Genomic DNA, 24,614 nt, shown 5'->3' with positions numbered 1-24,614 from the left:
ATGCTGAACCGCCTCATCGACCTTTCCGTCCGCTTCCGGTGGATCGTCGTCCTGCTGGCCGTGGCGCTGTTCGCGTTTGGCCTGCGGCAGTTGTCGCGTCTGCCGATCGACGCCGTGCCCGACATCACCAACCGCCAGGTTCAGATCAACACCATCGCGCCGGCCCTCGGCCCCGAGGAGGTGGAGCGGCAAGTGACCTTCCCGCTCGAGACGGCCCTGGCCGGGACGCCGGGCCTGGTCGAGACCCGCTCGCTGTCGCGTCACGGCTTCTCGCAGATAACCGCCGTCTTCACGGACAAGACCGACCTCTATTTCGCCCGCGCGCTGATCAACGAGCGCCTGCAGGCCGCGCGAGCCAACCTGCCTGACGGTCTTGAGCCCGGCATAGGGCCGCCCGTCACCGGCCTGGGCGAGGTCTATATCTGGACCGTCGAGTTCAAGGGCGCCGCCGCCCGCGCGGGCGTTCCCTATGTCACGCCCGAGGGCGAGACCCTGCGGACCGACGTCGAGAAGGCCACCTATCTGCGCACCGTTCAGGACTGGATCGTCGCGCCGCAGCTGAAGACCCTGAACGGCGTCGCCGGCGTCGATGTGCTGGGCGGCTACGTCAAGGAGTACGCCGTCCATCCCGATCCGGCCAAGCTGGCCGCGCGGGGGATCAGCCTGCCGCAACTGGTCGAGGCTCTGGAGCATTCCAACCGCATCGCCGGCGCCGGCTACGTCCAGCGCGGCGGCGAGGCCTATATCGTCCGCACGGACGCGCGGGTGAAGAGCCTGGCGGAACTGGCCGAGACCCCGATCGGCCGCCGATCGGGCGCGGTCGTCAAGGTCTCGGACGTCGCCACGGTCGCCATCGGCCATGCCCCGCGCCTGGGCTCGGCCAGCGAGAACGGCCGCGAGGTGGTGATCGGCACGGCCCTGATGCTGGTCGGCGAGAACAGTCGCACCGTCGCCGCGCGCGTGGCCGAGCGCCTCAAGGCCATCACGCCCAGCCTGCCGCCCGAGGTGATCATCAAGCCGGTGCTGGACCGCACCCGCCTGGTCGACGCCACGATCCGCACCGTCGAGCACAATCTGACGGTCGGGGCTCTGCTGGTCATCGCCGTGCTGTTCTTCGCCCTGGGCAACTTCCGCGCCGCCCTGATCACGGCGCTGGTCATTCCGCTGTCATTCCTGATCGCGGCCATCGCCATGCGGCGGTTCGGGATCAGCGGCAATCTGATGAGCCTCGGGGCGCTGGACTTTGGCCTGATCGTCGACGGCGCCGTGGTGGTGATCGAGAATACCCTCGGACGTCTGGCGCAACGCCGGGACGCCGAAGGTCGCGCCCTGACCGCCGACGAACGCCTGTCGATCGCCATCGACGCGGCCAAGGAGATGGCGCGTCCCGCCGCCTTCGGCCAGGCGATCATCCTGCTGGTCTACGCCCCGCTGCTGACCTTCCAGGGCGTCGAGGGCAAGATGTTCACGCCGATGGCCGCCACGGTGATGTTCGCGCTGGCCGGCGCCTTCGTGTTGTCCATGACCCTGGTCCCGGCCCTGACCGCCCTGGCGGTGCGCGAGCCGAAAGGTCATGGCGAGACCAAGGCCATGGCCGTCGTCCGCACTCGCTTCGAGCCGGTGCTGCGCGCGGCCGTGGCGCGGCCGAAAGCGGTGGCCGGGGGCGCTGTCCTGGCGCTGGCGCTCGGTGTGGTCGCCTTCTTCGCTCTGGGCCGTGAGTTCGCCCCGACGCTGGACGAGGGCGACCTGCTGGTCCAGGCCAGCCGCGTGCCCTCGATCTCGCTAGAAGAGAGCCAGGCCATGCAGTTCGAGGTCGAGAAGGCGCTCTCGGCCCAGCCCGAGGTAGCCCTGGTCTTCACCCGCACCGGCACGGCCGAAATCGCCTCGGATCCGATGCCGCCTAGCGCGTCGGACACCTTCGTGATCCTGAAGCCGCGCAAGGACTGGCCCGATCCGAGCCTGTCAAAGGCCAAGCTGGTCGAGCGCATGGAGGGCGACCTTAGCAAGCTGATCGGCAACGCCTATGAATTCACCCAGCCGATCCAGATGCGTTTCAACGAGTTGATCGCCGGCGTGCGGTCCGACGTGGCGGTGAAGGTCTATGGCGACGACTTCGCGGCCATGAGCAAGACCGCCGACCAGGTCGCCGCCGCCCTGCGCAAGGTCCCCGGCGCGGCGGACGTGAAGGTCGAGCAGATCTCCGGCCAGCCGACCATCACCGCCAGCGTCGACCGGACGGCGGCCGCCGCCCTCGGCGTCCACGCCAGCGACGCGGCCGACGCCCTGGAGATCGGCCTGGGCGGACGCGAGGCCGGCCATATCCTGGAGGGCGACCGACGCTTCGACGTGGTCGTTCGCCTTGACGACGCGTCGCGCGCCGATCCGGCGGCCATGGGACAGCTGCCGGTCGTGTCGGAGAGCGGGGAGGGCGCGACGGCCATCCCATTGTCCAGCATCGCCCGCTTCGACACCGCCGAGGGACCCAACCAGGTCAGTCGCGAGAACGGCAAGCGGCGCATCGTGGTGCAAGCCAATGTCCGGGGGCGCGACCTTGGCGGCTTCGTCTCCGACGCCCAGGACGCCGTGGCGCGGGAGGTCAAGCCGACGCCGGGCTCCTGGCTCGAGTGGGGCGGTCAGTTCCAGAACCTGGAGCGGGCAAGCGCGCGGCTGGCGATCATCGTGCCCGCCGTGTTCCTGATCATCGCCGTGCTGCTGTTCCTAGCCTTGGGTTCGGCGACGGAGGCGGCGCTGGTCTTCGCCTGCGTGCCGCTGGCCCTGGTCGGCGGGGCGCTGGCGCTGCTGCCGCGGGGCATGCCGTTCTCGATCTCGGCGGCGGTCGGCTTCATCGCGGTATCTGGCGTGGCGACCTTGAACGGCCTCGTTCTCATGCAGAGCATCAAGCAGCGGATGGCGGGCGCGACCGATATCGTCGCCGCCGTGATCGACGGAACGGTCGGACGCCTGCGGGCGGTGCTGACCACGGCGCTGGTCGCGATCCTGGGCTTCATTCCGATGGCCCTGGCCGTCGGTCCGGGGGGCGAGGTCCAGAAGCCGCTGGCCACGGTGGTCGTCGGCGGCCTGCTGACCTCCACCGTGCTGACTCTGCTGGTGTTGCCGAGTTTCTACGTGTGGCTAGCGAAGCGTCGAGGCTCCCGCCTCGATCCGAGGCAAGGATGAAATGAGGGTCGCCCGGATCGTTTCAATCCTTGCACGGATGGTCGGTTCGGGCGAAATCGCTGCGAATGAACAAGATGCTTACCTGCGGCCTGTTCGCCGCCGCCCTATCGACCGGCTTCACCGCCCAGGCTTCGACGATCTCGGCCAGGCCGGATCCGAAGCTGGTCGTGGTCATCTCGATCGACCAGTTCAGCGCCAACCTCTACGCCCAGCACAGGCCCGAGTTCACTGGCGGGCTGAAGACGCTGAGCAGTGGCGTCGTCTATCCGAACGGCTACCAGTCCCACGCCTTCACCGAGACCTGCCCGGGGCATTCGACGCTGCTGACGGGCAAGCATCCGAACAAGACCGGCATCAGCGCCAATGACTGGTACGATCTGGCCACCGGCAAGACGGTCTACTGCCTGGCCGACCCCAGCGCGACGCCGGCCGACAATCCCAAGGGGCGGGCCGTGTCGCCAGCGAATCTGGTCGCCACGACCTATGGCGATTGGCTCAAGGCCGTGTCGCCGAAAAGCCGGGTGTTTGGCGTGTCGGGCAAGGATCGCGGGGCGATCACCATGTCGGGCCACCAGGCCGACGGCCAGTTCTGGTACCAGCCGGGCTTCGGCTTCACGACCTGGGTCGGTCAGGGGCAGACGGCGGAAGAACGCCTGAAGCCCGTCGCGGCCTTCAACGCCAGGCTGGCGGCGGACCTCAAGAAGCATCCTTACGTCTGGGACTACGACAAGAAGCTGATCGGGGGGACGGCCAGGCGCTGCCAGGCGCTGGAGGCCAGCTATGAGACCGGCGGCCGCGAGTGGCGCGCGGCCCTGCCGATCCCGGTCGCGTCCGACGAGGCCGGCCAGCAGCGGGACCTCTATGCCAGCCCCTATACGGACCAGGTGACCCTGGAACTGGCTCAGACCCTGCGCGAGACCTACGCCTTGGGCGACGGTCCGCAGGTCGACGTGCTGACCGTCAGCCTGTCGGCCACCGACTTCATCGGCCACCGCTATGGCACGCGCGGTCCGGAGATGTGCGACCAGATCGCCCGCCTCGACGACCGCCTGGGCGCGTTCCTCAAGAGCCTGGACAAGGTCAAGGGCGGGGTTCTGGTCGTGCTGGCCGCCGATCACGGCGGCGCCGACTTCGCCGAGCGGCTGGCGGGCGAGGGCTATGACAGCCAGCGCGTGATCGGCAAGCCTTGGATCGCCAGCCTGAACGCCCAGTTGCGCAAGGATCTCGACCTGTCGTGGGATCCGCTGATCGCAGATGGCGGCATCGACCAGATCTACGTCGTCGGACCGGATCGCAAGACGCCGTCGATCGTCGACCGAGCCCGCATCGCCGCCGCCGCCCTGGCCTTGATCCAGCGCGATCCGGCCGTGGCCGAGGCGTTCGACTCCAACGTGATACTGACGATGACGCCGGCGCCGGCCGATGCCGCCATCGAGGAGCTTTCGGTGGCGGAGCGCGTGCGTCGCAGCGTTTATCCGGGCCGCGTCGGCGACATCCTGGTCGCCTTCAAGCCCAACCGCGTCCCTTCGACGCCCGGCCCGACCTATGTCTCGACCCACGGCAGCCCCTGGGACTACGACCGTCGCGTGCCGATCCTGTTCTGGTGGAAGGGTGCTACGCCGCACGAGCGGGTGCTGCCGCTGGACACGGTCGACATCGCCCCGACCATCGCCGCGGTCACGGGCGTCAAGGCGCCGGCCGACATCGACGGCGTCTGCCGGCCGCTGGTCTACGGACAGCCCTGCCGATAGGGGCGGCTAGCGCGACCGGCGGCGATGCCGGGCTAGGTCGATGCCGTGGCGCTCGATCTTGTCGTAGAAGGTCTTGCGCGGAATGCGCAGGACCTCCAGCGCCTTGCGGACATCGCCTTCGCAGGCCGCTAGGGCCTCCTCGATCAGGTGCGCCTCGTAGGTGGCGACGCGCGCCGGCAGGGGCGGCTGAGGATCCGCCCGCGCATCGCCGCCCTGGTCCGCCAGGCCTAGCGCCACCCGCTGGGCGTAGTGGCCGAGTTCGCGGACATTGCCGGGCCAGTCGTGGTTGTAGAGCCGCCAGCGGATCTTGTCGTCGATCTTGGGCGGCTCGCCCTCCAGCCGCTCGCAGGCCCGAGCCAGGAAGTGGGCGAACAGGAGCGGCACATCCTCGCGCCGCTCGCGCAGCGGCGGGATGCGGATGCGCACGACGTCCAGGCGGTGGAACAGGTCCTCGCGGAATGTTCCGGCGACCACGGCGTCCGACAGGTCCGACTTGGCGGCGGCGACGACGCGCAGATCCAGCGTCTGAGGCCGGTTGGAGCCCATCGGCGTGACTTCCCGCTCTTCAAGCACGCGCAGGAACTTGCCCTGCGCTTCGGGCGCCAGGGTCTCGATCTCGTCGAGGAACAGGGTGCCGCGATCGGCCTGCTGGATGCGCCCGGCCCGCTGGCGCACCGCGCCGCTGAATGCGCCCAGTTCGTGGCCGAACAATTCGCTGTCCAGGGCGACGGCGGGCAGGGCGGCGCAGTCGACGGCGACGAACTCCCGATCGCGGCGGCGACCCCAGGCGTGTAGGGCGCGGGCGGCCAATTCCTTGCCGACCCCGGTCTCGCCCTCCAGCAGCACGTCAACGTCGGCGTTAGCCAGTTGTCGCAGCGTGGCGCGCAGGCGCTCCATGATCGCCGTCTGGCCGATCAGGGGCCAGTCGCTTTGGGCCTCGACGGCCAGGGTGCGTAAGGACCGGTTCTCCAGCACCAGTCGTCGCTTCTCCATCGCCCGCCGGACGCTGCTGACCAGGCGGTCCGGGGCATAAGGCTTGGCCACGAAGTCGTAGACGCCGTCGTGCATGGCCTCGACCGCCTCCGAGACGTCGGCGTGGCCGGTGATCAGGATGACGGGCAGGTCCTCGTCCCGGACCTTGAGCCGACGAAACAACTGGCGGCCATCCAGGCCCGGCATACGGATGTCGCTGACCACCACGCCCGGGAAACCGGCGGGCAGGGCGGCTAGCGCCACCTCGGCGGCCGCGAAGGCCATGACCTCGAACCCGGCCAGCCGCAGGGTCTGGACATTGGCGTCGCGCAGCACGTCGTCGTCGTCGATGAAGGCCACTTGGTTGACGGAAGCAAGCATCAGGTGCGCGCCTTGGGAAGGGACATGACGAAGCGGGCGCCGCCGGGGGCGGGCTCCAGGGAAAGCTCGCCGCGGAACTCGGCGACGATGTCGCGGCTGATCACCAGGCCCAGGCCAAGCCCGCGCGGCTTGGTGGTCGCGAAGGGCGTGAAAAGGCTCTTGGCCGCTTCGGGCGTGACGCCGGGGCCGTTGTCGGCGACCACGATCCGCACTTGCGAGCGCTTGACCACCACCTGAACCCGGATCTCCGGATCGGACGTGCCCTCCAGCGCCTCCAGTGCGTTCTGCAGCAGGTTGACCAGCACCTGCTCCAGCCGGAAGCGCTCGCCCATCACCCGGGCCGCCTCGTCGGCCTCGTCGCGGATGACCCGGACGTGCTGCTGGCGCACGCGTGGACCGACCAGCAGCAGGGCGCCGTCGACGGCTTCGCGTACAGTCACGGGCGCTGCGGGCGCGCTGGACTTGCGGGCGAAGGCGCGCAACTCGTCGGTGATCAGGCCGATGCGCTCGGTCAGGCCGGCGATAAGGCCCAGATTGGCCTTGGCGGTCTTTTGGTCGGCGCGGTCCAGGAAGGCGGCGGCATTGTCGGCATAGGCGCGGATCGCGGCCACCGGCTGGTTGATCTCATGCGCCACGCCCGCTGCGATCTGGCCCAGGGTAGCCAGCTTGTTGGACTGGACTAGCTCGTCCTGCATCAGATGGACGTGGGCCTCTGCGCGGCGACGTTCCTCGATCTCGACGACTAGTCGCTGGTTGGTCTGGCGTAGTTCGGTGGTCCGCTCGGCGACGCGGGCCTCCAGCTCCAGCCTTGCGGCCTCCTGGCGGGCGGCGCGAATGCTCGCCTGGCCACGCCAGCGCAGGATGGCGAAGGCAATGCCGCAGACGATGAGGCCGATCAGCAGGGCGATGGCGCGCGCCCCGGCGACGGCGGCGCGCAAGGCTTCACCCGCGGGCGTAAAGGTGAAGACTGTCCAGCCGGCGACTCCAAGGTCGGCGCTGGCGACCATGAAGCGCGTGTCGCCATCCGCCGCCGCCGTAGTGAGGATTGGCGGGCGGCCGGCCATGGGCGCGGGCGCGACCTTCAGAACCGCGAACGGGGCGTCGCCGAAGCGGTGCTCGGTGCGCAACTGCTCCTGCTCGGCGTGGGGCAGGGGAGTGAGGGTCGAGAACCGCCAGTCCGGGATGGAGGTCACCAAGATCACGCCGCGCGGATCGGCGACGAACGCGGGTTCGGCGGCAGACCATTCGGCCTCCATCGCCTCGAACTCGACCTTCACGACCACGACGCCCAGCATGCCCTCGCGCCCCTCGACGCGACGGGACATGAACAGGCCCGGCCGGCGGCTGACGGTGCCGAGGGCGAACAGTTCGGCGACGCCGTTCGCGCTGGCCTCCTTGAAGTAGGGGCGGAAGCTGTAGTCGGAGCCGACGAAGCTGGTCGGTTCGCGCCAGTTACTGGCGGCTATTGTCGTGCCCTTGGCGTTCAACACATAGATCACCGCCGCCCGGGTGCCGCCGCTCAAGGTCTCCAGCTTGCGGTTCAGGGCGTCGATGCCGCGCGAATCCGCCGAGCGCAGGGTTTGGGCGACGTCTGGGTCCTGGGCCAGCACGAAGGGCAGGGAGCGATGCTTGGCCAGCTCGCTGCGCAGCACGGCTGCGTGGAGTGTGGCGGAGGTCTTGGCCTGGCGCGCCAGGTCGGCTTGGGCGCGCCGTTCGGCGACCGCGCCCGCGAAACCGACAATTGCGGCCAGGATCATCACGCTCACCGCGAAATAGGCCGCCCAGCGGCGCACGATCGGGTCGGCGAGGTCTGGCGGCCGTACGATCGTCATTCGCGGCCTTCCAGGCTTTGTGCGGATTTTCGCACAAATTCAGGATTTTGTGTGGGGATTTTCGCTGGCGACGGGGCGAATGGCGCCGTTGGCCAAAGTAAAATATCTAACAGAAGCAATGTCTTGTGGCTTTTCTTCAGGCCGCTTGCGCGGACTTCCGCCTGAAAGGATCGTCTATCCAGGCGTCCTGGCAAAGGGCGCGGGGTGGAAACGCGGCCGTTACGGTCAGTCCAAGAGGCGCTAGTGAAGACGATCCAACCGGCCGCGCCCGCGCGAGCCCCTGAACGATCCAAGCCGTTCTTCCAGCATCTCTATTTCCAGGTGCTGCTCGCCATCGTCCTGGGCGGCGCCATCGGCCACTACTATCCGGAAATCGGCCAGTCGCTTAAGCCGCTGGGCGACGCCTTCATCAAGCTGGTGAAGATGGTCATCGCTCCGGTGATCTTCCTCACCGTGGTGACTGGCATCGCCGGCATGCGCGACCTGGAGAAGGTGGGCCGCGTGGCGATCAAGGCGCTGCTCTACTTCCTGGTCTTCTCGACCCTGGCCCTGGTCGTCGGCCTGATCGTCGCCAATGTCGTCCAGCCGGGCGCGGGAATGAACATCGATCCGGCCACCCTGAAGACCGACAAGGTCGCCGAATACGCCGCCAAGGCGCATGACCAGACCATCGTCGGCTTCTTGATGCACATCATCCCGGACACCGTGGTCGGCGCCTTCGCCGACGGCGAGATCCTGCAGGTGCTGCTGATCTCGATCCTGTTTGGCCTGTCGCTGACCCTGGTCGGCGAGCCGGCCCGTCCCGTCGTCGACTTCCTGGAGCTGATCGCTCAGGCGTTCTTCAAGTTCGTGCACATCGTGATGAAGGCCGCCCCTATCGGCGCGTTCGGGGCCTTCGCCTTCACGATCGGCAAGTACGGCATCGCCTCGGTGGCGAACCTGGCGATGCTGGTTGGGACATTCTACCTGACCTCGGCGCTGTTCGTGGTGGTGGTGCTGGGCGCCGTGGGCGTCGCCAACGGCTTCTCGATCTTCAGCCTGATCCGCTACCTCAAGGCCGAGCTGCTTCTGGTGCTGGGCACCAGTTCGTCGGAGGCCGCTCTGCCCAGCCTGATCGAGAAGCTGGAAAAGGCCGGCTGCCCGAAGTCGGTCGTCGGTCTCGTCGTCCCGCTGGGCTACTCGTTCAATCTGGACGGCACCAACATCTACATGACCCTGGCGGCGCTGTTCATCGCCCAGGCCACCGGTGTCCACCTGTCGTGGGAGCAGCAGGCGCTGCTGCTGGGCGTGGCCATGCTGAGCTCGAAGGGCGCGGCGGGGGTGACCGGCGCCGGCTTCATCACCCTGGCCGCTACCCTGTCGGTCGTGCCTTCGGTCCCGGTGGCCGGCATGGCCCTGATCCTGGGCGTGGACCGCTTCATGTCCGAGTGCCGCGCCTTGACCAACTTCACCGGCAACGCTGTGGCGGCGATCGTCGTCTCGCGCTGGGAGAGGGGCCTGGATGTCGCGGCCCTCAACGCGGCCTTGAACCCGAAGAAACACCCGCCTGCCGCCGGCGGTCCCATCGCGGACCCCGCGCGCCCCTAGGGCGCCGGGTCAAACTCAAAGCCTACTCAGAACAAGAAAATTGGGGAGCTAAACGTGACGTACCAAACCCTCCGCGGCTACCGCCGCCATCTCATCCAAAGTGTCGCCGTCGTCAGCCTGCTGGCGGCCACCACCGCCGCCGCCCAGGAAGCCGCCGACACCAAGGTCGAAGAGATCGTCGTCGTTGGCAGCCAGATCAAGGGCGCCAAGACCACGGCCGCCCTACCGGTCACCGTGCTGGACAACAATCAGATCGCCGCCACCGGCGCGGTCTCGGGCGATGACCTGTTCCGTTCGATCCCGGCGATGGGCGATGTCTTCATCAACCCTAGCAACGCGGCCCAGACCAGCAACTCGACGCGCGGCGACGTCAATTCGATCAACCTGCGCAGCCTGGGCGTGGGCAACACCCTGGTGCTGCTGAATGGCCGCCGACTGGTCTCGCACCCGACCAGCCAATCCTCGGGCACCGTGCCGCTGTTGGGCTACAATGCCAACGCCATCCCGACCTCGAACCTGGAGCGCCTGGAAATCCTGCGTGACGGGGCCGCCGCGATCTATGGCGCGGACGCCGTGGCCGGCGTGGTCAACACCGTGCTGCGGAGCGACTTCGACGGCCTGACCGTCGACACCCAATACGGGTGGGCCGAGGGCACGCATCGCAAGGAATACACCAGCAACATCTTCGCCGGTCGCAACTTCGCCGAGGGCCGCGGCAACATCTCGCTGAACGGCAACTTCACTTGGCGCACGGCTCAGCGCCCCAGCGATCGGCCGTATACCGCGACCCAGGACCTGCGCTCTCTGTTCGCCGGCTATCCGGACTATGCCGCCAGCGCCGCGCCGGATAATCGCGGCAACCAGAACTCGTTCGCCAACTTCACGGTGTTCGGCGGCCCGGGCGTCATCCGGCAGGGCGCGACGGCGCTGACCACGGCCGCCGGCGCGACCCACGTCCAGCCCAACACCATCGCCGGCTGCGCCACCCAGATCGGCAACGGCCTGTGCCTGGGAACTGGCAACCTGGCGACCGGCAGCACCGCCAACGCCTACCGATACAACGCGCCGCAGAACGATGCGACGACGGTTCAGCCGCGGATCGAGCGTCAGAACCTGTTCCTGAACGGCCACTATGACATCAGCGACAACCTAACGGCCTATGGAGAGCTCGGCTTCTATCACGCCAAGTCCGAGGGGCTCACCACCCAGGGTACCAGCCTGGTGGTCATCGGCGTGCCGGCCAGCAACTACTGGAATCCCTTCGGTCCTGTGACCTTCGCCAATGGCACGGTCAATCCCAACCGCCTGCCGGGCTTGACCAACGTGCCGGTCACAGGCTTGCCGGTGACCTTCACCAACTATCGATTCAACGATTTGGGTCCGAGCAAGGTCGAGGTCGAGAACTATCAGACCCGCTTCCTGGGCGGGCTGAAAGGTGAGAAGTGGGGCTGGTCCTGGGACTCGGCGCTGCTCTATTCGAAGGCCGACGCCAAGGACGAGAGCGACGGCATCGACAGCAAGAAGCTGGCCGCCCAACTGGCGCTGTCGACCCCCGACGCCTACAACCCGTTCAACGGCGGTTGCCTGGACGGCACGGGCGGTCGAGACTGCACGCCCAGCTCGAAAGCCGCGCTGGACGCCATTCGCTTCCGCCTGAAGCGCCACTCGACCACCACCCTGACGCTGGCCGACTTCAAGGTCTCCAAACCGGACCTGCTGACCATCTGGTCAGGCGATGTCGGCGTCGCGGCCGGCATCGAGTTCCGTCATGAGACCCAGCAGGACCGCCGCGACCCGCAGCTGGACGGCCGCACACCCTTCACCGACCCGGTGACCGGCAACACGAGCAACAGCAACGTCACCGGCGTCAACGACACCCCCAGCACCAAGGGGTCGCGCGATGTCGGGTCGGCCTTCGTGGAGTTCGCCCTGCCGCTGGTCTCGCCGGAGATGAACATCCCGCTGGTTCGCCGCATCGATCTCCAGTTGGCCGGCCGTTACGAGAACTACAGCGACTTCGGTTCGGTCGCGAAGCCGAAGGTGGCCTTCGCATGGGACGTGGTCGACGGCGTCCGCTTCCGCGGCTCCTGGCAGAAGGGTTTCCGCGCCCCGAACCTGGAGACGACCAACCCGTTCGCCTATTCGCGGACCAACACCGTCACCGACTTCTACCGCTGCGAGGCCGACCTGCGGGCTGGCCGCATCTCGACCTTCAGCGCCTGCACGCGCGGCGTGGGCATCCGCTTCACCACCGCCGGCAACCCAAACCTGAAGGCCGAGGAGAGCGAGAGCTATTCGGTGGGTATGGTGCTCCAGCCGACCTTCATCCCCGAGCAGTTCGGTCGCTTCACGGTCACGGTCGATCGCTGGCAGATAAAGCAGCAAGGCATCGTCGGCACCCTGGGTTCGACCAACGCGGCGGTTCAAGACTACCTGTTCCGCCTGACGGGCACGACAAACGCCAACGTCATCCGCGCCGCTCCGACGGTGGACGACGTCGCTTTCTTCAACGGCACGGGCCTGACGCCGGTCGGCCAGATCCTGGAGATCCGCGACCAGTTCAAGAACCTGCAGCCCCAGACCGTCAGCGGCATCGACTTCGGCCTGAACTGGACCCTGCGCACCGACAAGCTGGGCCGCTTCAGCGCCAATATTGATGGCACCTACATGGACAAGTTCTCGCAGGAATTGGCCCCGCCGATCGCAGACCTGTTCGCCGCCCGCGCCGCTGGGACGATCAACCCGGCCACGCCGCTGACCGATCCGGGCGACCTCTTGAAGCGGAATGGCAAGCCGAAGTGGAAGTGGAGCGGCACGACTACCTGGCGCGGCGGTCCGGTCCAGATCGGCGCCTCGGTGATCTACACCGGCGCGGTGCTGGACACCGATTTTCTGTCGACCACGGGCGAGCCATGGCGCGTGGAGCCTCTGACCACGGTCAACCTCTATGCCCAATATCGCTTCGAGCAGACGGGCTGGGCCAACGACACCCGCATCCGGGTCGGCGCGCGCAACCTGTTCGACAAGGATCCGCCGCTGTCGTCGTCGGGCTTCATCGGCTCGCTCTACAACCCCTATGCCCGCTACTGGTATCTCAGCGTCAGCAAGTCGTTCTGAGGCTGAGTTCGCCCCGGCCGCTCCAAAGTCCTCCCCCTGGAGCGGCCGGCTTCCTTCCTGTTCGCGTGCCGAGGTCTCCGCCGATGATGAAGCTGTCCCCCAAATGCTCGGGCGCCGTTCTGGCCTTTGGCCTGGCTCTTGCCGCCGGCGCGGCCCATGCGGAAGCTCCGGCCGCCAAGCCCTGTCCCGAGGGCCTGCCGGACGAGACCAAGTGCGTGGCGGGCCGGGACATGAACGGCGCCTACTATTGGATCGCCATTCCAAAGGCCTGGAACGGGACACTCATCCTGCACACTCACGGCGGGCCGCGTCTGAAGAAGCCCAAGCCCGACGACGCGATCGAGGATCTGCAGCGCTTTGCCATCACCGTCGTCGAGGGCTATGCCTGGGCCGGTTCGAACTATCGTCGCGAAGGCTACGGCGTTCGCTCGGCGGCCGAGGACAGCGACAACCTGCGCAAGCTGTTCTGGGAGACCTACGGTCGGCCCAAGCGCACGGTGCTGCACGGCCAGTCATGGGGCGGCAATGTCGCGGCCAAGACCGCCGAACTCTACGGCAAGGACGCCGAGGGCAAGCTCATTTATGACGGCGTCATCCTGACCAGCGGCGTGGTCTCGGGCGGCACGCGCGCCTACGACTTCCGCGCCGACCTGCGGGCCGTCTACCAGTACTATTGCGGCAACCACCCGGAGAAGGGCGAGACCCAGTATCCGCTCTGGCAAGGCCAGCCGGTCGGCTCGAAACTGACCAACAAGGACCTGGACGCGCGCGTCAACGCTTGCACCGGTGTCGACCTGCCCGCCGGCCAGCGCACGGCCCAGCAGAAGCGCAACCTGGCCAATATCCTGGCGGTGACCAGGATCCCCGAGCGAACCCTGGGCAGCCACCTGGGCTGGGCCACTTTTACCTTCGCCGACATGGTCAACAAGCGGCTGGATGGCAAGAACCCCTTCACCAATGTCGGCGTGGTCTACCGGGGCTCGGACGACGACAAGGCGCTGAACAGGGGCGTGATCCGCTTCAGTGCCGATCTCGAAGGCGTACGCGAGTTGGCCGAGGACAGCGACCTGACCGGCCAACTGCTGGTCCCGACCCTGACGATGCACGCCATCGACGATCCGACCGCCTTCGTTGAACTGGAACAGGTGTTCCATGATACCGTCGCCAAGGCTGGCAAGAGCGACCTATTGGTCCAGTCGTTCACCGACGAGCATGAGCACTCCAAGCTCGCAACGCCCGAATACGCGGCCTTGTTGCGCGCCATGACCGCCTGGATCGAGCAGGGAACCAGGCCCAGCCCCGCGACCCTGGCCGCCGGCTGCGCCGAGGCCGTGAAGACCTATGGCGAGGCCTGCCACTTCCAGGTCGGCTACAAGGTCCCGGCGCTGTCGACCCGCAGCTATCCGCGCGCCAAGCCGGGCCTCAACTAGGCGCCCGGCCGCCGGGGGCGTGAAGCCGCGGGCAGGCGGTCAATCTCAAATTCTTGTTGTACGATCGCCGCAACGAGATTGCCCGCATCGCCTTCGGATGGCGATTGCGGGACTAGGCGAGGGGACCCGGGTGATCGAACTCTATCACTGCCATGACGCGCGATCGTTCCGCGTTCTGTGGACGCTGGAGGAGATGGGGCTGGCCTATCGCCTGCACATCTTGCCCTTCCCGCCGCGCTTCCTGGCGCCCGAATATCTGGCGCGGAACCCGCTCGGCACCATTCCGCTGCTGGTCGACGGCGAGACGCGGATGACCGAGTCGGCCGCGATCCCGCAGTACCTGGCCACGCGCCATGGCCCTACGCCGCTGGCGGTTGGGGTCGATGAGCCGGATTACGGCCTGTGGCTGGACTGGATGCATCGTGGCGAGGCGACGCTGACGTTCCCTCAGACGATTGTGCTGCGTTACACGCGGCTGGAGCCCGAGGAGCGTCGGCTGAAGCAGGCCGCCGACGACTACGCCCAGTGGTTCCTGTCGCGCCTGCGCCATCTGACCCGCGCCCTGGCAGACCGGGAATGGCTGTGCGCCGGCCGGTTCACGACGGCCGACCTGTGTGTCGGCTATGCGCTGCTGCTGGCTCGCACCCTGGGCCTGGATCAGAAGTTCAGTCCGGAGGTCGCCGCCTATTGGGAGCGTCTGGCCGCGCGGCCGGGGTTCCTGGCGGCCAAGGCGGCGCAGGAGGCCGAGGTGGCTTAGGCGATGAATTCCTTGCTCTGCGGCAGAGTTCGCCCGCTCTTCGGCTTGACCGGCGCGCCCGGGCCGCTAGAGCCGGGGTAAGCGTCACCAGAGGCCGGCATGATCAATTTCCCCGACGACATCTTCACCGAGCCCTCGGACGTCGATCCGGATGCGTTGGCCAATCTGGGGCCGCTGCGTCGCCTGGCCGGCGTATGGGAGGGCCTCAAGGGCGTCGACCTCAACCCGAAGGCCGAAGGGCCCGAGCGGCGCGACTTTCTCGAGCGTATCGAGATGCAGCCGATCGATCCTCAGGCGAACGGCCCGCAGCTGTTCTACGGCCTGCGCTACCACGTCCACATCGTCGCCTCGGACGAGGAAACCACCTTCCACGACCAGATCGGCTACTGGCTGTACGAGCCGGCGACGGGTCTGATCCTGCAGACCCTGGCCATTCCGCGCGGCCAGGTGGCGCTCGCGGCCGGCCGGGCCAGCGAGGACGGTTCGGGCCTGATGGTCCGCGCCGAGCGAGGCGGACCGGGCTACGGCATCTGCTCGACCGATTTCCTCGAATGGGCGTTCCGGACGGATTCCTACCAACTGGACGTGAAGTTCGAGGCCGATGGCGGTTGGTCGTACGTCTCCACAACCATGCTGCAGGTCCGTGGCCGCACCGCGCCGTTCCGTCATGTTGACCGCAACACCCTGACCAAGGTCTCCGAGCCGCGGCCAAACCCCCTGATGCGCATCACCACCGGCGAGGCGACGCGAAGCCAGGCCCACGGCTTCATCGCGATCGGCGAGCCGGTCGAAGGCTAACCCAAGGCCGCGACGAAGGTCGAGCGACGGCGCCGGCCTTGCTCTGGATGTCTGGCACGGCGGTGATTTGCAGCTCGTCAGCTCAGCGGCGCTTCAGCGCCAGGGATTGGCGACAACGCCCGCGGCGAGCGATCAGCGCGCTCTCCGCGCCGCTTCGAGCTCGGCCGCCAAGGTCGCGATCAGGTCGGCGGCGGGCAGAGCGCGGGCCAATGGCGCGCCCTGGCCGGCCCACTGGGCGCCGAAGCCGCCTTCGCCTTTGGCCCGGGCGGCGGCCTCCAGCGCTTTGCCCGCGTCATAGGCGATCGGATAGTCGGGCGGGACGACGTCCTGCAGCGCGTCTTTCAAGGCCGTGAAGCGATTGGGCAAGGAGCGCGCAAGTCGGCCGGAAATCAGCCGGGTCATCTCGGTGGCCGCGGCGCCGGGGCCCAGCAGAGCCGCGCGGTGATAGGCGTCGGCGCTGGATTCCGGTGAAGCGATGAAGGCCGTGCCAAGCTGGGCGGCCTGGGCTCCCAAGTCGAGGGCGGCGGCGATGCCGGCGCCATCCATGATGCCGCCAGCGGCGATGATCGGGATCGAGAGCTCGCGCACCAGTAGTCGGGTCAGCGCGAACGCACCGAGTTGCGGGTCCGGCGCGGCCGGATCGAAGACGCCGCGATGGCCGCCGGCCTCCCAGCCCTGGGCCACCACCGCATCGACACCGACGCGCTCGATGGCGCGGCCTTCGTCCAGGTTGGTGGCGCTGGCCAGCAGGACGATCCCCGCGGCCTTCAGTCGTTGGATGACGGGCGCGGGCGGCAGGCCGAAGTGGAAGCTGACCACGGCGGGCCGCGCCGCCAGCAGGGTCTCCAGCATCGCCGCGTCGACGTTGAAGCTGGTATAGATCTCCCTCAGCGTCGTCGGCGGCTCGGCCCCATAGGCCGCGAAGAGCGGGCGCAAAGCCTCAGTCCAGGCGCGCTCGCGGACCGGATTGGCTTCGGCCGGCTGGTGGGTGAAGACATTGACGTTGAATGGGCCATCGGTCAGCGCCTTCAGCGCGCCGATCATTTCGCCGGCCTTGGCGGCCTGGACCGCGCCGACGCTGATCGAGCCGAGGGCTCCTGCGTTGGTGACCGCCGCGGCCAGAGCCGGTGTCGACGTTCCCGCCATGGGCGCTTGCACGATCGGAAGCCGCACGCCGATCCGTGGCAGGATGCTGCTCATAGGCCTTGTCCAGTTCCTCGAGCGCGGCGTTCACGGCGCTGATCGCGTCCCGACCGAACGCGGAGCGCCGCTGGAACATAGGCGTTCGTCCGCGCTGCGCTAGATCGCCGGGGGGCGCGTCGCGTGATGAGTAGGGGTCTGCCGGGGCGAGAGATAGACCTTGCGACCGTCCGGCTCGGCCCGCATGTCCAGCGCCGCGGCGATCATGGCCAGGGACTCGGCGGGGCGATCCAGCTTGAAGCGGCCGCTGACCTTCAACTCGCCCAGGGCCGCGTCATGCAGGGCCACGCTCTGGGCGGTGTAGCGGTTGAGGCGGGCGATCACGTACTTTAGCGGCAGGGCGTCGGCGTCCAGCCAGTCCGAGCGCCAGGCCTGGTAGCTGTCGGCGCCCAGGCGGCCCTGGACCGGCGCGCGGTCGGCGACCAGCATCAGCCACTCGCCCTTGCCGACTCGGCGCTCGGCCCCTTCGCGATTGACCCGCACCACGCCGTCGAACACGCGCACCTGGACGGCGTCGCTGACCAGCTCGACCTCGAAGGTGGTGCCGACGGCGGTCACCTGCGTGTCGCCGGCCTGGACCCGGAAGGGGCGCTTGGCGTCCTTGGCGACGTCGAACACCGCGTCACCCTTGTTCAGGGCCACGTCGCGGGCGGCGCGGCTATAGCGTACCGAGACGCCGGTGTCGGCGGCCAGGGTGATCACGGACGTGTCGCTCATCCGATGCTCGGCGCGCGCCCCAACCGGGGTGGCCAGATCGATCGGTTTTTCACTCAGGTACGGACCCATCAGCACCGTGGCGGATAGCCCCGCGACCAAGACGACGCCGGCGGCGATGAGGCCCATGCGCAGGTGTCGCGTCTTGGCGGGCGCGGTGCGCACCCGCTCCGCGGCGTCCAGCAGGGCGGTGTCGCGCTGGGTGTCGCGCATGAGGGCGAAGGCGGCGGCGCGGCCGGGCGCGCCGGCCAGCCAGGCTTCCAGTTCGGCCCGTTCGGTTTGCGTCAGGTCGGGCAGGCGATCGGCCCAGTCGGCGGCGATCTCGAGATCCTCGTCGGACGGCAGGCGCCAGTTGTCGTTAGCGCGCATCCTGGCGGCTCCCTTCTCGCGCGGCGTTGACCGCCGCGTCCTGCATCGCGCCGGCCAATTCCGTCATGGCCCGCACGAGGTGTTTCTTGACGGCCTCCACATTGATCCGAAGATCATCGGCGATGGCTTGTCTGGACTGGCCGTCGATATGACGGCGGATGAAGATGTCGCGGCGCAGCGGCGAAAGGCGCTTGAGCGCCTTCTCGAACACAGCGGCTCGCTGCTTGTGCTCCAGCACCGCGTCCGGCAGGGGCAGGTCGCAGCCGAAGTCCTCGTCGCCGATCGGCTCCTCGCGCCGGTCGCGGCGGGCCTGGGCGTAGATCAGCGAGTCCGCCACTCGGTAGGCATAGGCCAGCGGCTGGGCGATCTCCTGCTTTCGCGCCTGGCGCAACACCGCCAAGAGGGTCTCCTGCAGGATGTCCTCGGCGCGCGCCGGGTCCTTGGACCGCCGCACGATATAGGCCGCGAGCTTGCGCTCGTGGGGCCGCAGCGCCGCGAGGACGTCATTCATGGCGCTTCCAGTCGGCATGGTCGTGCACGCGTCCATGGAGGGAGGAGGCGCGAGCCGCGCGAACGGGGACAGAAAATGTTTCGGCATCAGAGTCCGCCCGTCAAAACTCGTACGTCACGCCGAGGGTGAAGGTGCGGCCGCTGACGGTGCGGGCGGTCAGGCGTTTCTCGGTGATGTCGCTGTATTGGGTGATCGGCGCGTCAGTGAGGTTGACGCCCTCCAGCACGATCCGCAGCCCGTCGGCCGTGTTGTAGTGAGCGGCGAAGTCGATGTTGTTCGACGCCTTGTAGCCCGAGCCAATCGAGCCGGGACTGCCCGCGCCGTCCAGATAGCCCGAGCGATAGGCGGACGAGACCCGCGCGCCCCAGCGCGCCGTCTCGTAGTAGAGCGTCGCGTTCGAGGTCCACTTCGACAACTGGAACAGGTCCAGGTCGATCGAGCGGTCCTCGATCAGCACGTTAGAGCGTCCGGCGGCGTGGGTGACGTTGCCGACGAAGCCCAGCTTGTCGAAGGGGGCGGGCATGAACGTGAAGTCGCGCTGCCAGGCCAACTCGATCCCCTTGATCGAGGCCCCGTCTCCGTTCACCGGCCGCACGAAGGTGTAGACCGTGTCGGGGCCGTTGCCGGGCGACAGGAACGCCAGCGGATAGCCGGTCGAGCCATAACGCACGGCGCTGGTCGCGGTGGTGATGAACGAGTCCATCCGCTTGTAGAACAGGCTGACGGCGAAAGAGCCGCCGCGGCCCTGGTAAACCTCCAGCGCGCCCTCCACCGCGTCGGCCAGGAATGGGCGCAGGTTCGGATTGCCCGCCGCGATGGTTCCGCCGAACGGGGCCGAGTTGACATTGCCGGCCGCACGCAGGTCCGCGAGGCTGGGCCGACTGATGTTGCGGTTGGCCGAGACGCGGGCGACGACACGTGACGAGAGGTCGACCGCCAGGTTCAGGGCGGGTAACACGCCATCATAGTGGCTGTGGATAGATGCGGGCTCCAGTTTGGTCCCGGTATTGACCATGCCGACCGAGGTCAGGTCCGTGGCGTAGTAGCGGAAGCCGAAATCGCCGCGCCAGGGCTTGTCGCCCACCACGCTGTTGACCCGCGCCATCAGATAGGCGGCCCAGGTCTTCTCGCGGAGGGAATAGTGCGAGCCCGGCATGTCGTCGGCCTCGGTCAGGTCGCGGTTGACGGCGAGGCGCGCGAAGGTCGCGTCGATGTCGCCGACGATGTAGGGGCGCAGCGATTTTTCGAAGACCAGTTCCTTGACCGCCCGCGGCGCGGGGCTACCGGTCGGATAGTCGGCGCGGCCGCGGCGGGTGTAGCCGTCGTTGCGGAACGATTTGTACTGGACGCCGCCCTCGATCGTCAGGGCCGGCGCGGCTTGGTAGTCGAAATCGAGGCGACCGGTGGTGAACTGGTTGACGACCTGGTCCTCGCGGGTGTCTGCCCGCATGAGGCTCCACTGGGTCGGATCGGCTGGGTCGAAGCCGTAGCGGCTGTTCGCGGCCGCATCGCCGCCGCGCAGGTCGTAGGCGAAGGCCTTGTCGGTGGCCTGCAGGAAGATCTTGTCGAAGACCGGTCCTTCGAAATCCGACTTCGAATAGCCGGCCGCCCCGCGCAGGCGCAGGCGGTCGCTGGCCTGGATCTCGCCATTGAGCGCGCCCTGCAGGAAGACGGTCGTGTCTTCCGAGCGTTTGTGCTCGCTGCGCAGATCGACGCCACCGGAATAGTCGGCATAGACGAGGCTGTCGCCTCGGATCTCCGCGGCCCTCAGGCGTTGGGTCCCCTTGACGTCGCCGGTCAGCGGATTGTCGCCGGCCGCCGCCAGCGAGAACTCGTCGCGATCGTTGGAGAGTCGTCCGTAGAGGAGGTCGGCGCCCAGCTTCACCCGGTCGGCCGGCTCGTATTGCAGTGACAGGGTGACGCCCAACCGCTCGCGGTGGTCGAACCAGGTCGAATAGCTCTCGGCCATCGGGGCGACGACCCGGTTGGGGCCGGTGGCCAGTAGGCGGTCGGCGACCTCGCCCGCCACGCCGGGGTCGATATTGGCGGCGCCGAAGGTCACCGGCGACCAGCCCCAATTGCGATAGCCGTACTCGTTGGCGTCGTTCTCGCTATAGGCCACGGAGACCAGCGCGCCGACATAGCCCCAGCGGCGCGAGGCCAGGGCCGCGATGCGCGGGCTGACCACGCCGGTGGCGCTGTTGTTCAAGGCCTTGGCCGAGAAGGCCAGCTTTTCGTCCGGATAGTCGAAGGGTTTGGCGGTACGCAGTTCGACCGTGCCGCCGATGCCGCCTTCATCCTGGTCGACCGCGTAGGACTTCCAGACGGTGACCTTGTTGAACAGTTCGCTGGCGAAGATCGAATAGTCGAAGGCCCGGGTGCGGCTGACCGAGCCGCGATTGTCCATGCCCGAGGCGGTGGAGGCCGAGACCTCCATGCCGTTCAGCTGGGCGCGGGTAAAGTCGGGACCGAGGCCGCGCAGCGCGATCTGGCGTCCTTCGCCGGTGTCGCGCGAGATGGTCATGCCGGGTACGCGCTGCAGGGACTCGGCGAGATTGAGGTCCGGAAAGGCGGCGATGTCTTCGGCCAGGATCACCTCCTGGGCCCCGGCCGCGCGCCGCTTAAGGTCGCGCGCGTGCAGCAGGGTCTCGCGGAAGCCGGTGACGATGACCTGGTCGACCTGCGTCGGCGCCTCGGGCGGCGATACGTGGCGAGGCGCGGTGGGAACTGAAGCGGGCGGGGCGGCGACCGCTTCCCGCAGGACATAGCCGCCCCCGGCCGCCAGGGCGCGCAGGTTCTGGCCGTCGATCAGGCGGTTCAACGCCTGCTCGGGGGTCAGCAAGCCGCGCACGCCGCGGCTGGTGCGACGGCGGATGTCGGCCAGGGTCATGACCGGGATGTCGGCCTGGTGGGAGAAGGCGTTCAGCGCCTGGCTGAGCTCGCCGCCCGGGATATCGAAGCGCTTCGGCGCTTCGGCGCGCACGGGCGCCACGGCGGCCAGGGCCAGCATCGAACCGGCCATGACTGGACCTGATCGCGACAGCCAGGCGCGCCGTCCCGCCATAAGGGTCCTCACAACGGCGGCCAGTAAAGCTTCAGGCGCCCGCGCGAACCCCTACAAAGGACGCATGTCACTAATTTGAAGGTTCTGTGGACGGATCTATCCGTGCGTCTGAACGTGGCCCAACGGCAACGTCGGGCTCGCCGCTCGCAAAAAAGGAGGGCCGCCATCCGGGAGGGGACGGCGGCCCAGTTCAAGGGGTCTCTTGGTAAGGGGTTAGAACTCGTAGGTCGCGCCGATCAGGATGGTGCGACCGCTGCTGACGTTCACCGTCGTCCGCTTGGCGGTGACGTCGGTGAACTGGATGCTGTGCTGGTTGGAGAGGTTGATGCCTTCCAGGGTCAGCTTCAGCTTGGGCAGGACGTTGTAGTGGGCGGCGAAGTCGATGTTGTTGGTCGCCTTGACGCCGCTGCCGATGTTGCCGTTGCCGCCGGCGCCGTCCAGGTACTGGTCCCGATAGGCGGTCGACAGGCGCATGCCCCAGGCATCCGTCTCGTAATAAATGGTAGCGTTGGCCGAGTACTTCGACAGCTGGAACAGCGGCAGTGTCACCGACTGGCCGCTGATGATCACCGGCGAGGAGCCGTCGGCATAGGTGCCGTTGGCCACGACGCCCAGGTGGTTGAACGGAGCCGGCAGGAAGTCGAAGTCACGCTGGAACGAGGCTTCCAGGCCCTGGATGTCGGCGCCGGGGCCGTTCACCGGGCGGCTGACATTGTACAGGATCGTACCGTCCTGGCCCGGCAGCAGGAACGACAGCGGAAAGCCCGTTTGCGAATAGGGCATGATGCTGGTCTGCGACGTGATGAACGACTTCAGCTTCTTGTAGAAGACGCCGATCGTGAACGACCCGACCTTGCCGTCGTAGAACTCCAGCGAGCCTTCGATCGAGTCCGAGGTGAACGGCGTCAGGTTCGGGTTACCAGTGCTGATCGTGCCACCGAAGGGGGCGGTGGTCAGCGAACCGGCGGCGGCCAGGTCGCCCAAGGCCGGGCGGCTGATGTCGCGGTTGGCGCTGAAGCGGGCGACCATGCCTTCGTTGACGTCGACGGCCACGTTCAGGGCCGGCAGCCAGCCGTTGTACTTGTGCTTGATCGACACCGGCTGCAGGCTGGTGCCGGTGTTCAGCGTGCCGTCCGAGCTCAGGTCGGTCGAGTAGTAGCGCACGCCGGCGTTGGCGCGCACGCCCTTGCCTAGGATCTCGGTGTTCAGGTCGTACTGCAGATAGGCCGCCTTGGTCTCCTCGGTGACCGTGAAGGCGGTGCCGGGGGTCGCGTACTTCGCGCCCTGGGCTTGCAGGTCACGGGTCTGGCCAATCTGGGCATAGACCGGATCGACGTCGCCGACGATGTAGGCGCCCAGCGACTTGAACGGCAGGACCAGCTTGAGATTGTCCGGGATTTTGGTGTTGGCCGGGACGTTGCGGAACTGTTTGTCGCCCCACTGAGCGCCGTAGTTCTGGAACTTCTTGTAGGAGACGCCGCCCTTCAGGGTGGAAATCTCGTTGGCCGCGAAGGCGACGTCGAACTTGGCGTTGGTGTATTCCGAGGAGATTCTGTTCTCCTGGGTGTCCATGCGCATCAGGTCCCACTTGGCCGGGTCGGTCAGGCCGGGGCCGTAGGTGTTGACCGGCATGCTCGGACGGTCGTCGAAGCTGAAGGCGTAGTTCTTGGATTCCAGGAACACCTTGTCGAAGACCGGCAGAGCGTAGTCCGACTTCGAGTAACCGATCAGGCCCGACAGCAGCAACCTGTCGGTAGCCTGGTACGAACCGCTCAGGCCGAGCTGGTAGAACTTGGTCTTGTCTTCCTCGCGGTTGAACTCGCTGCGGATGTCGACGCCGGTGTAGCTGGCGGCCATCAGGGTGTTGCCCTGGATCACGGCCGACTGCATCACCTGCGTGCCGGTGATGTTGCCGGTCAGGCTGTTGACGCCCGAGGTGGCCAGCGAGAAGTTCTGGCGGCTGTTTTCCAGCTGGCTGTACAGGCCGTCGAAGGCCAGCTTCAGCTTGTCGCCGGGCTCATACTGCAGGGCCAGGGTCGCGCCCAGTCGCTTGCGGTGGTCGAACCAGGTCGAATAGGTGTTGGCCTGCGGGGCGTAGACGGTCGCCGTTGCGGCCGTCAGCTTGGCGGCGTCGGCGGCGCTGACGCCCGAACCGATGTTGCCGGGATTGCCGCGGATCGGACCCCAATTATAGCTGCGATAGCCGAACTCGTTGGAGTCGGTCTCGCCATAGGCGATCGAGGCCAGGGCTCCGAAGTCGCCCCAGCGGTTGGAGATCAGGCCGACCACGCGCGGCGTGATCTTGTCGTTGGCGTTGCTGTTGCGCTGGCCCTTGGCCGACAGCACGGCCTTGAATCCCGGATAGTCGAACGGCTTGGCGGTCTGGAGCTGCACGGTGCCGCCGATGCCGCCTTCGTCCTGTTCCGAGGCGTACGACTTCTGCACCGTCACGCGGTCGAACAGTTCCGAGGCGAACAGGCTGAAGTCGAAGGCGCGCGAACGGCTGACGCCGCCGCGGTTGTCCATGCCCGAAGCGGTGTTGCCCAGCACTTCCATGCCGTTCAGCTGGGTGCGGGTGAAGTCGGGGCCTAGGCCGCGCAAGGTGATCTGACGGCCTTCGCCGCTGTCGCGGGAGATGGTCACGCCGGGCACGCGCTGCAGCGATTCCGCCAAGTTCAGGTCGGGGAAGGCGGCGATGTCTTCGGAGACGATCACGTCGACGGCGCCGACGGCTTTGCGCTTCAGGTCGCGGGCGTGCAGCAGGCTGTCGCGGAAACCAGTGACGACGATGGCGTCGACTTCCGAGGCGTCGCTGGCAGCCGGCGCGGAGGCAGCCGGCGTCTCGGCGGCGTGCGCCTGGGCGGTCGCACCCAGCACGGCGACGGTCAGCGCCGTCGTGGTCAGAAGGTTGAACTTGGTGACTTTGAGCATGGCCCCGATCCCTTGCGGTTTCC

General features: G+C 67.7%; 14 protein-coding genes. 7 read left to right on the top strand and 7 right to left on the bottom strand.

Annotated features, from left to right (window positions below):
• Together ACW175_RS12695 and phoY are read left to right on the top strand one after the other, a co-directional pair.
• Positions 1-3,177 (top strand): efflux RND transporter permease subunit, encoded by a 3,177-nt coding sequence (locus ACW175_RS12695; protein WP_492104806.1) that lies wholly within the window; start codon positions 1-3, stop codon positions 3,175-3,177.
• A gap of 89 nt (positions 3,178-3,266) precedes the next feature.
• On the top strand, positions 3,267-4,928 hold the full coding sequence (gene phoY / locus ACW175_RS12690) for an alkaline phosphatase PhoY (protein WP_492104956.1): 1,662 nt from the start codon (positions 3,267-3,269) through the stop codon (positions 4,926-4,928).
• 6 nt (positions 4,929-4,934) lie between these two features.
• On the opposite strand, the gene ACW175_RS12685 is transcribed toward phoY, so the two are convergent.
• Positions 4,935-6,281 (bottom strand): sigma-54-dependent transcriptional regulator, encoded by a 1,347-nt coding sequence (locus tag ACW175_RS12685; RefSeq protein ID WP_492104805.1) that lies wholly within the window; start codon positions 6,279-6,281, stop codon positions 4,935-4,937.
• Positions 6,281-8,113 (bottom strand): sensor histidine kinase, encoded by a 1,833-nt coding sequence (locus ACW175_RS12680; RefSeq protein WP_492104804.1) that lies wholly within the window; start codon positions 8,111-8,113, stop codon positions 6,281-6,283. The genes ACW175_RS12685 and ACW175_RS12680 overlap by 1 nt, the downstream gene beginning before the upstream one ends.
• 252 nt (positions 8,114-8,365) lie before the next feature.
• Here ACW175_RS12680 and ACW175_RS12675 point away from each other — a divergent pair, with 252 nt between their 5' ends.
• The 5 genes from ACW175_RS12675 to ACW175_RS12655 all read left to right on the top strand — a co-directional run bounded on the left by ACW175_RS12675 (position 8,366) and on the right by ACW175_RS12655 (position 15,802).
• Positions 8,366-9,700: a dicarboxylate/amino acid:cation symporter gene (locus ACW175_RS12675; RefSeq protein WP_492104955.1), complete on the top strand. Its 1,335-nt coding sequence runs from the start codon at positions 8,366-8,368 to the stop codon at positions 9,698-9,700.
• Positions 9,701-9,754: 54 nt separating this feature from the next.
• The gene (locus ACW175_RS12670; RefSeq protein ID WP_492104803.1) at positions 9,755-12,817 is read left to right on the top strand and encodes a TonB-dependent receptor domain-containing protein; all 3,063 of its coding nucleotides are present in this window, start codon (positions 9,755-9,757) and stop codon (positions 12,815-12,817) included.
• Between the two features lie 83 nt (positions 12,818-12,900).
• Positions 12,901-14,247, top strand: coding sequence for a hypothetical protein (locus ACW175_RS12665; protein ID WP_492104802.1), 1,347 nt, complete (start codon positions 12,901-12,903; stop codon positions 14,245-14,247).
• A gap of 130 nt (positions 14,248-14,377) precedes the next feature.
• Positions 14,378-15,004 (top strand): glutathione S-transferase family protein, encoded by a 627-nt coding sequence (locus ACW175_RS12660; protein WP_492104801.1) that lies wholly within the window; start codon positions 14,378-14,380, stop codon positions 15,002-15,004.
• Between the two features lie 99 nt (positions 15,005-15,103).
• Positions 15,104-15,802, top strand: coding sequence for an FABP family protein (locus tag ACW175_RS12655; RefSeq protein WP_492104800.1), 699 nt, complete (start codon positions 15,104-15,106; stop codon positions 15,800-15,802).
• 132 nt (positions 15,803-15,934) lie between these two features.
• On the opposite strand, the gene ACW175_RS12650 is transcribed toward ACW175_RS12655, so the two are convergent.
• From ACW175_RS12650 to ACW175_RS12630, 5 genes are all read right to left on the bottom strand, one after another.
• A complete protein-coding gene (locus ACW175_RS12650; protein WP_492104799.1) occupies positions 15,935-17,002 on the bottom strand; it encodes an NAD(P)H-dependent flavin oxidoreductase in 1,068 nt (355 codons plus the stop codon).
• A 99-nt stretch (positions 17,003-17,101) separates the two neighbouring features.
• Positions 17,102-18,085, bottom strand: coding sequence for a FecR family protein (locus ACW175_RS12645; protein ID WP_492104798.1), 984 nt, complete (start codon positions 18,083-18,085; stop codon positions 17,102-17,104).
• Positions 18,075-18,596: an RNA polymerase sigma factor gene (locus ACW175_RS12640; protein ID WP_492104797.1), complete on the bottom strand. Its 522-nt coding sequence runs from the start codon at positions 18,594-18,596 to the stop codon at positions 18,075-18,077. The genes ACW175_RS12645 and ACW175_RS12640 overlap by 11 nt, the downstream gene beginning before the upstream one ends.
• Before the next feature lie 100 nt (positions 18,597-18,696).
• A complete protein-coding gene (locus ACW175_RS12635; protein ID WP_492104796.1) occupies positions 18,697-21,618 on the bottom strand; it encodes a TonB-dependent receptor in 2,922 nt (973 codons plus the stop codon).
• A 255-nt stretch (positions 21,619-21,873) separates the two neighbouring features.
• Positions 21,874-24,591 (bottom strand): TonB-dependent receptor, encoded by a 2,718-nt coding sequence (locus ACW175_RS12630; RefSeq protein WP_492104795.1) that lies wholly within the window; start codon positions 24,589-24,591, stop codon positions 21,874-21,876.
• Between the last annotated feature and the right edge of the window lie 23 nt (positions 24,592-24,614).

Source organism: Caulobacter sp. FV1ye6ST (assembly GCF_058681225.1).
Note: the sequence above shows the minus strand (reverse complement) of the source record. Positions and strands in the feature narration are given on the sequence as shown.

Excerpts from the sequence above, each read along its gene's own strand:
- ACW175_RS12695 (WP_492104806.1), top strand. The coding sequence starts at position 1 with ATGCTGAACCGCCTCATCGACCTTTCCGTCCGCTTCCGGTGGATCGTC.
- ACW175_RS12685 (WP_492104805.1), bottom strand. The coding sequence starts at position 6,281 with ATGCTTGCTTCCGTCAACCAAGTGGCCTTCATCGACGACGACGACGTG.
- ACW175_RS12680 (WP_492104804.1), bottom strand. The coding sequence starts at position 8,113 with ATGACGATCGTACGGCCGCCAGACCTCGCCGACCCGATCGTGCGCCGC.
- ACW175_RS12665 (WP_492104802.1), top strand. The coding sequence starts at position 12,901 with ATGATGAAGCTGTCCCCCAAATGCTCGGGCGCCGTTCTGGCCTTTGGC.
- ACW175_RS12655 (WP_492104800.1), top strand. The coding sequence starts at position 15,104 with ATGATCAATTTCCCCGACGACATCTTCACCGAGCCCTCGGACGTCGAT.
- ACW175_RS12650 (WP_492104799.1), bottom strand. The coding sequence starts at position 17,002 with ATGAGCAGCATCCTGCCACGGATCGGCGTGCGGCTTCCGATCGTGCAA.
- ACW175_RS12645 (WP_492104798.1), bottom strand. The coding sequence starts at position 18,085 with ATGCGCGCTAACGACAACTGGCGCCTGCCGTCCGACGAGGATCTCGAG.
- ACW175_RS12640 (WP_492104797.1), bottom strand. The coding sequence starts at position 18,596 with ATGAATGACGTCCTCGCGGCGCTGCGGCCCCACGAGCGCAAGCTCGCG.
- ACW175_RS12635 (WP_492104796.1), bottom strand. The coding sequence starts at position 21,618 with ATGGCCGGTTCGATGCTGGCCCTGGCCGCCGTGGCGCCCGTGCGCGCC.
- ACW175_RS12630 (WP_492104795.1), bottom strand. The coding sequence starts at position 24,591 with ATGCTCAAAGTCACCAAGTTCAACCTTCTGACCACGACGGCGCTGACC.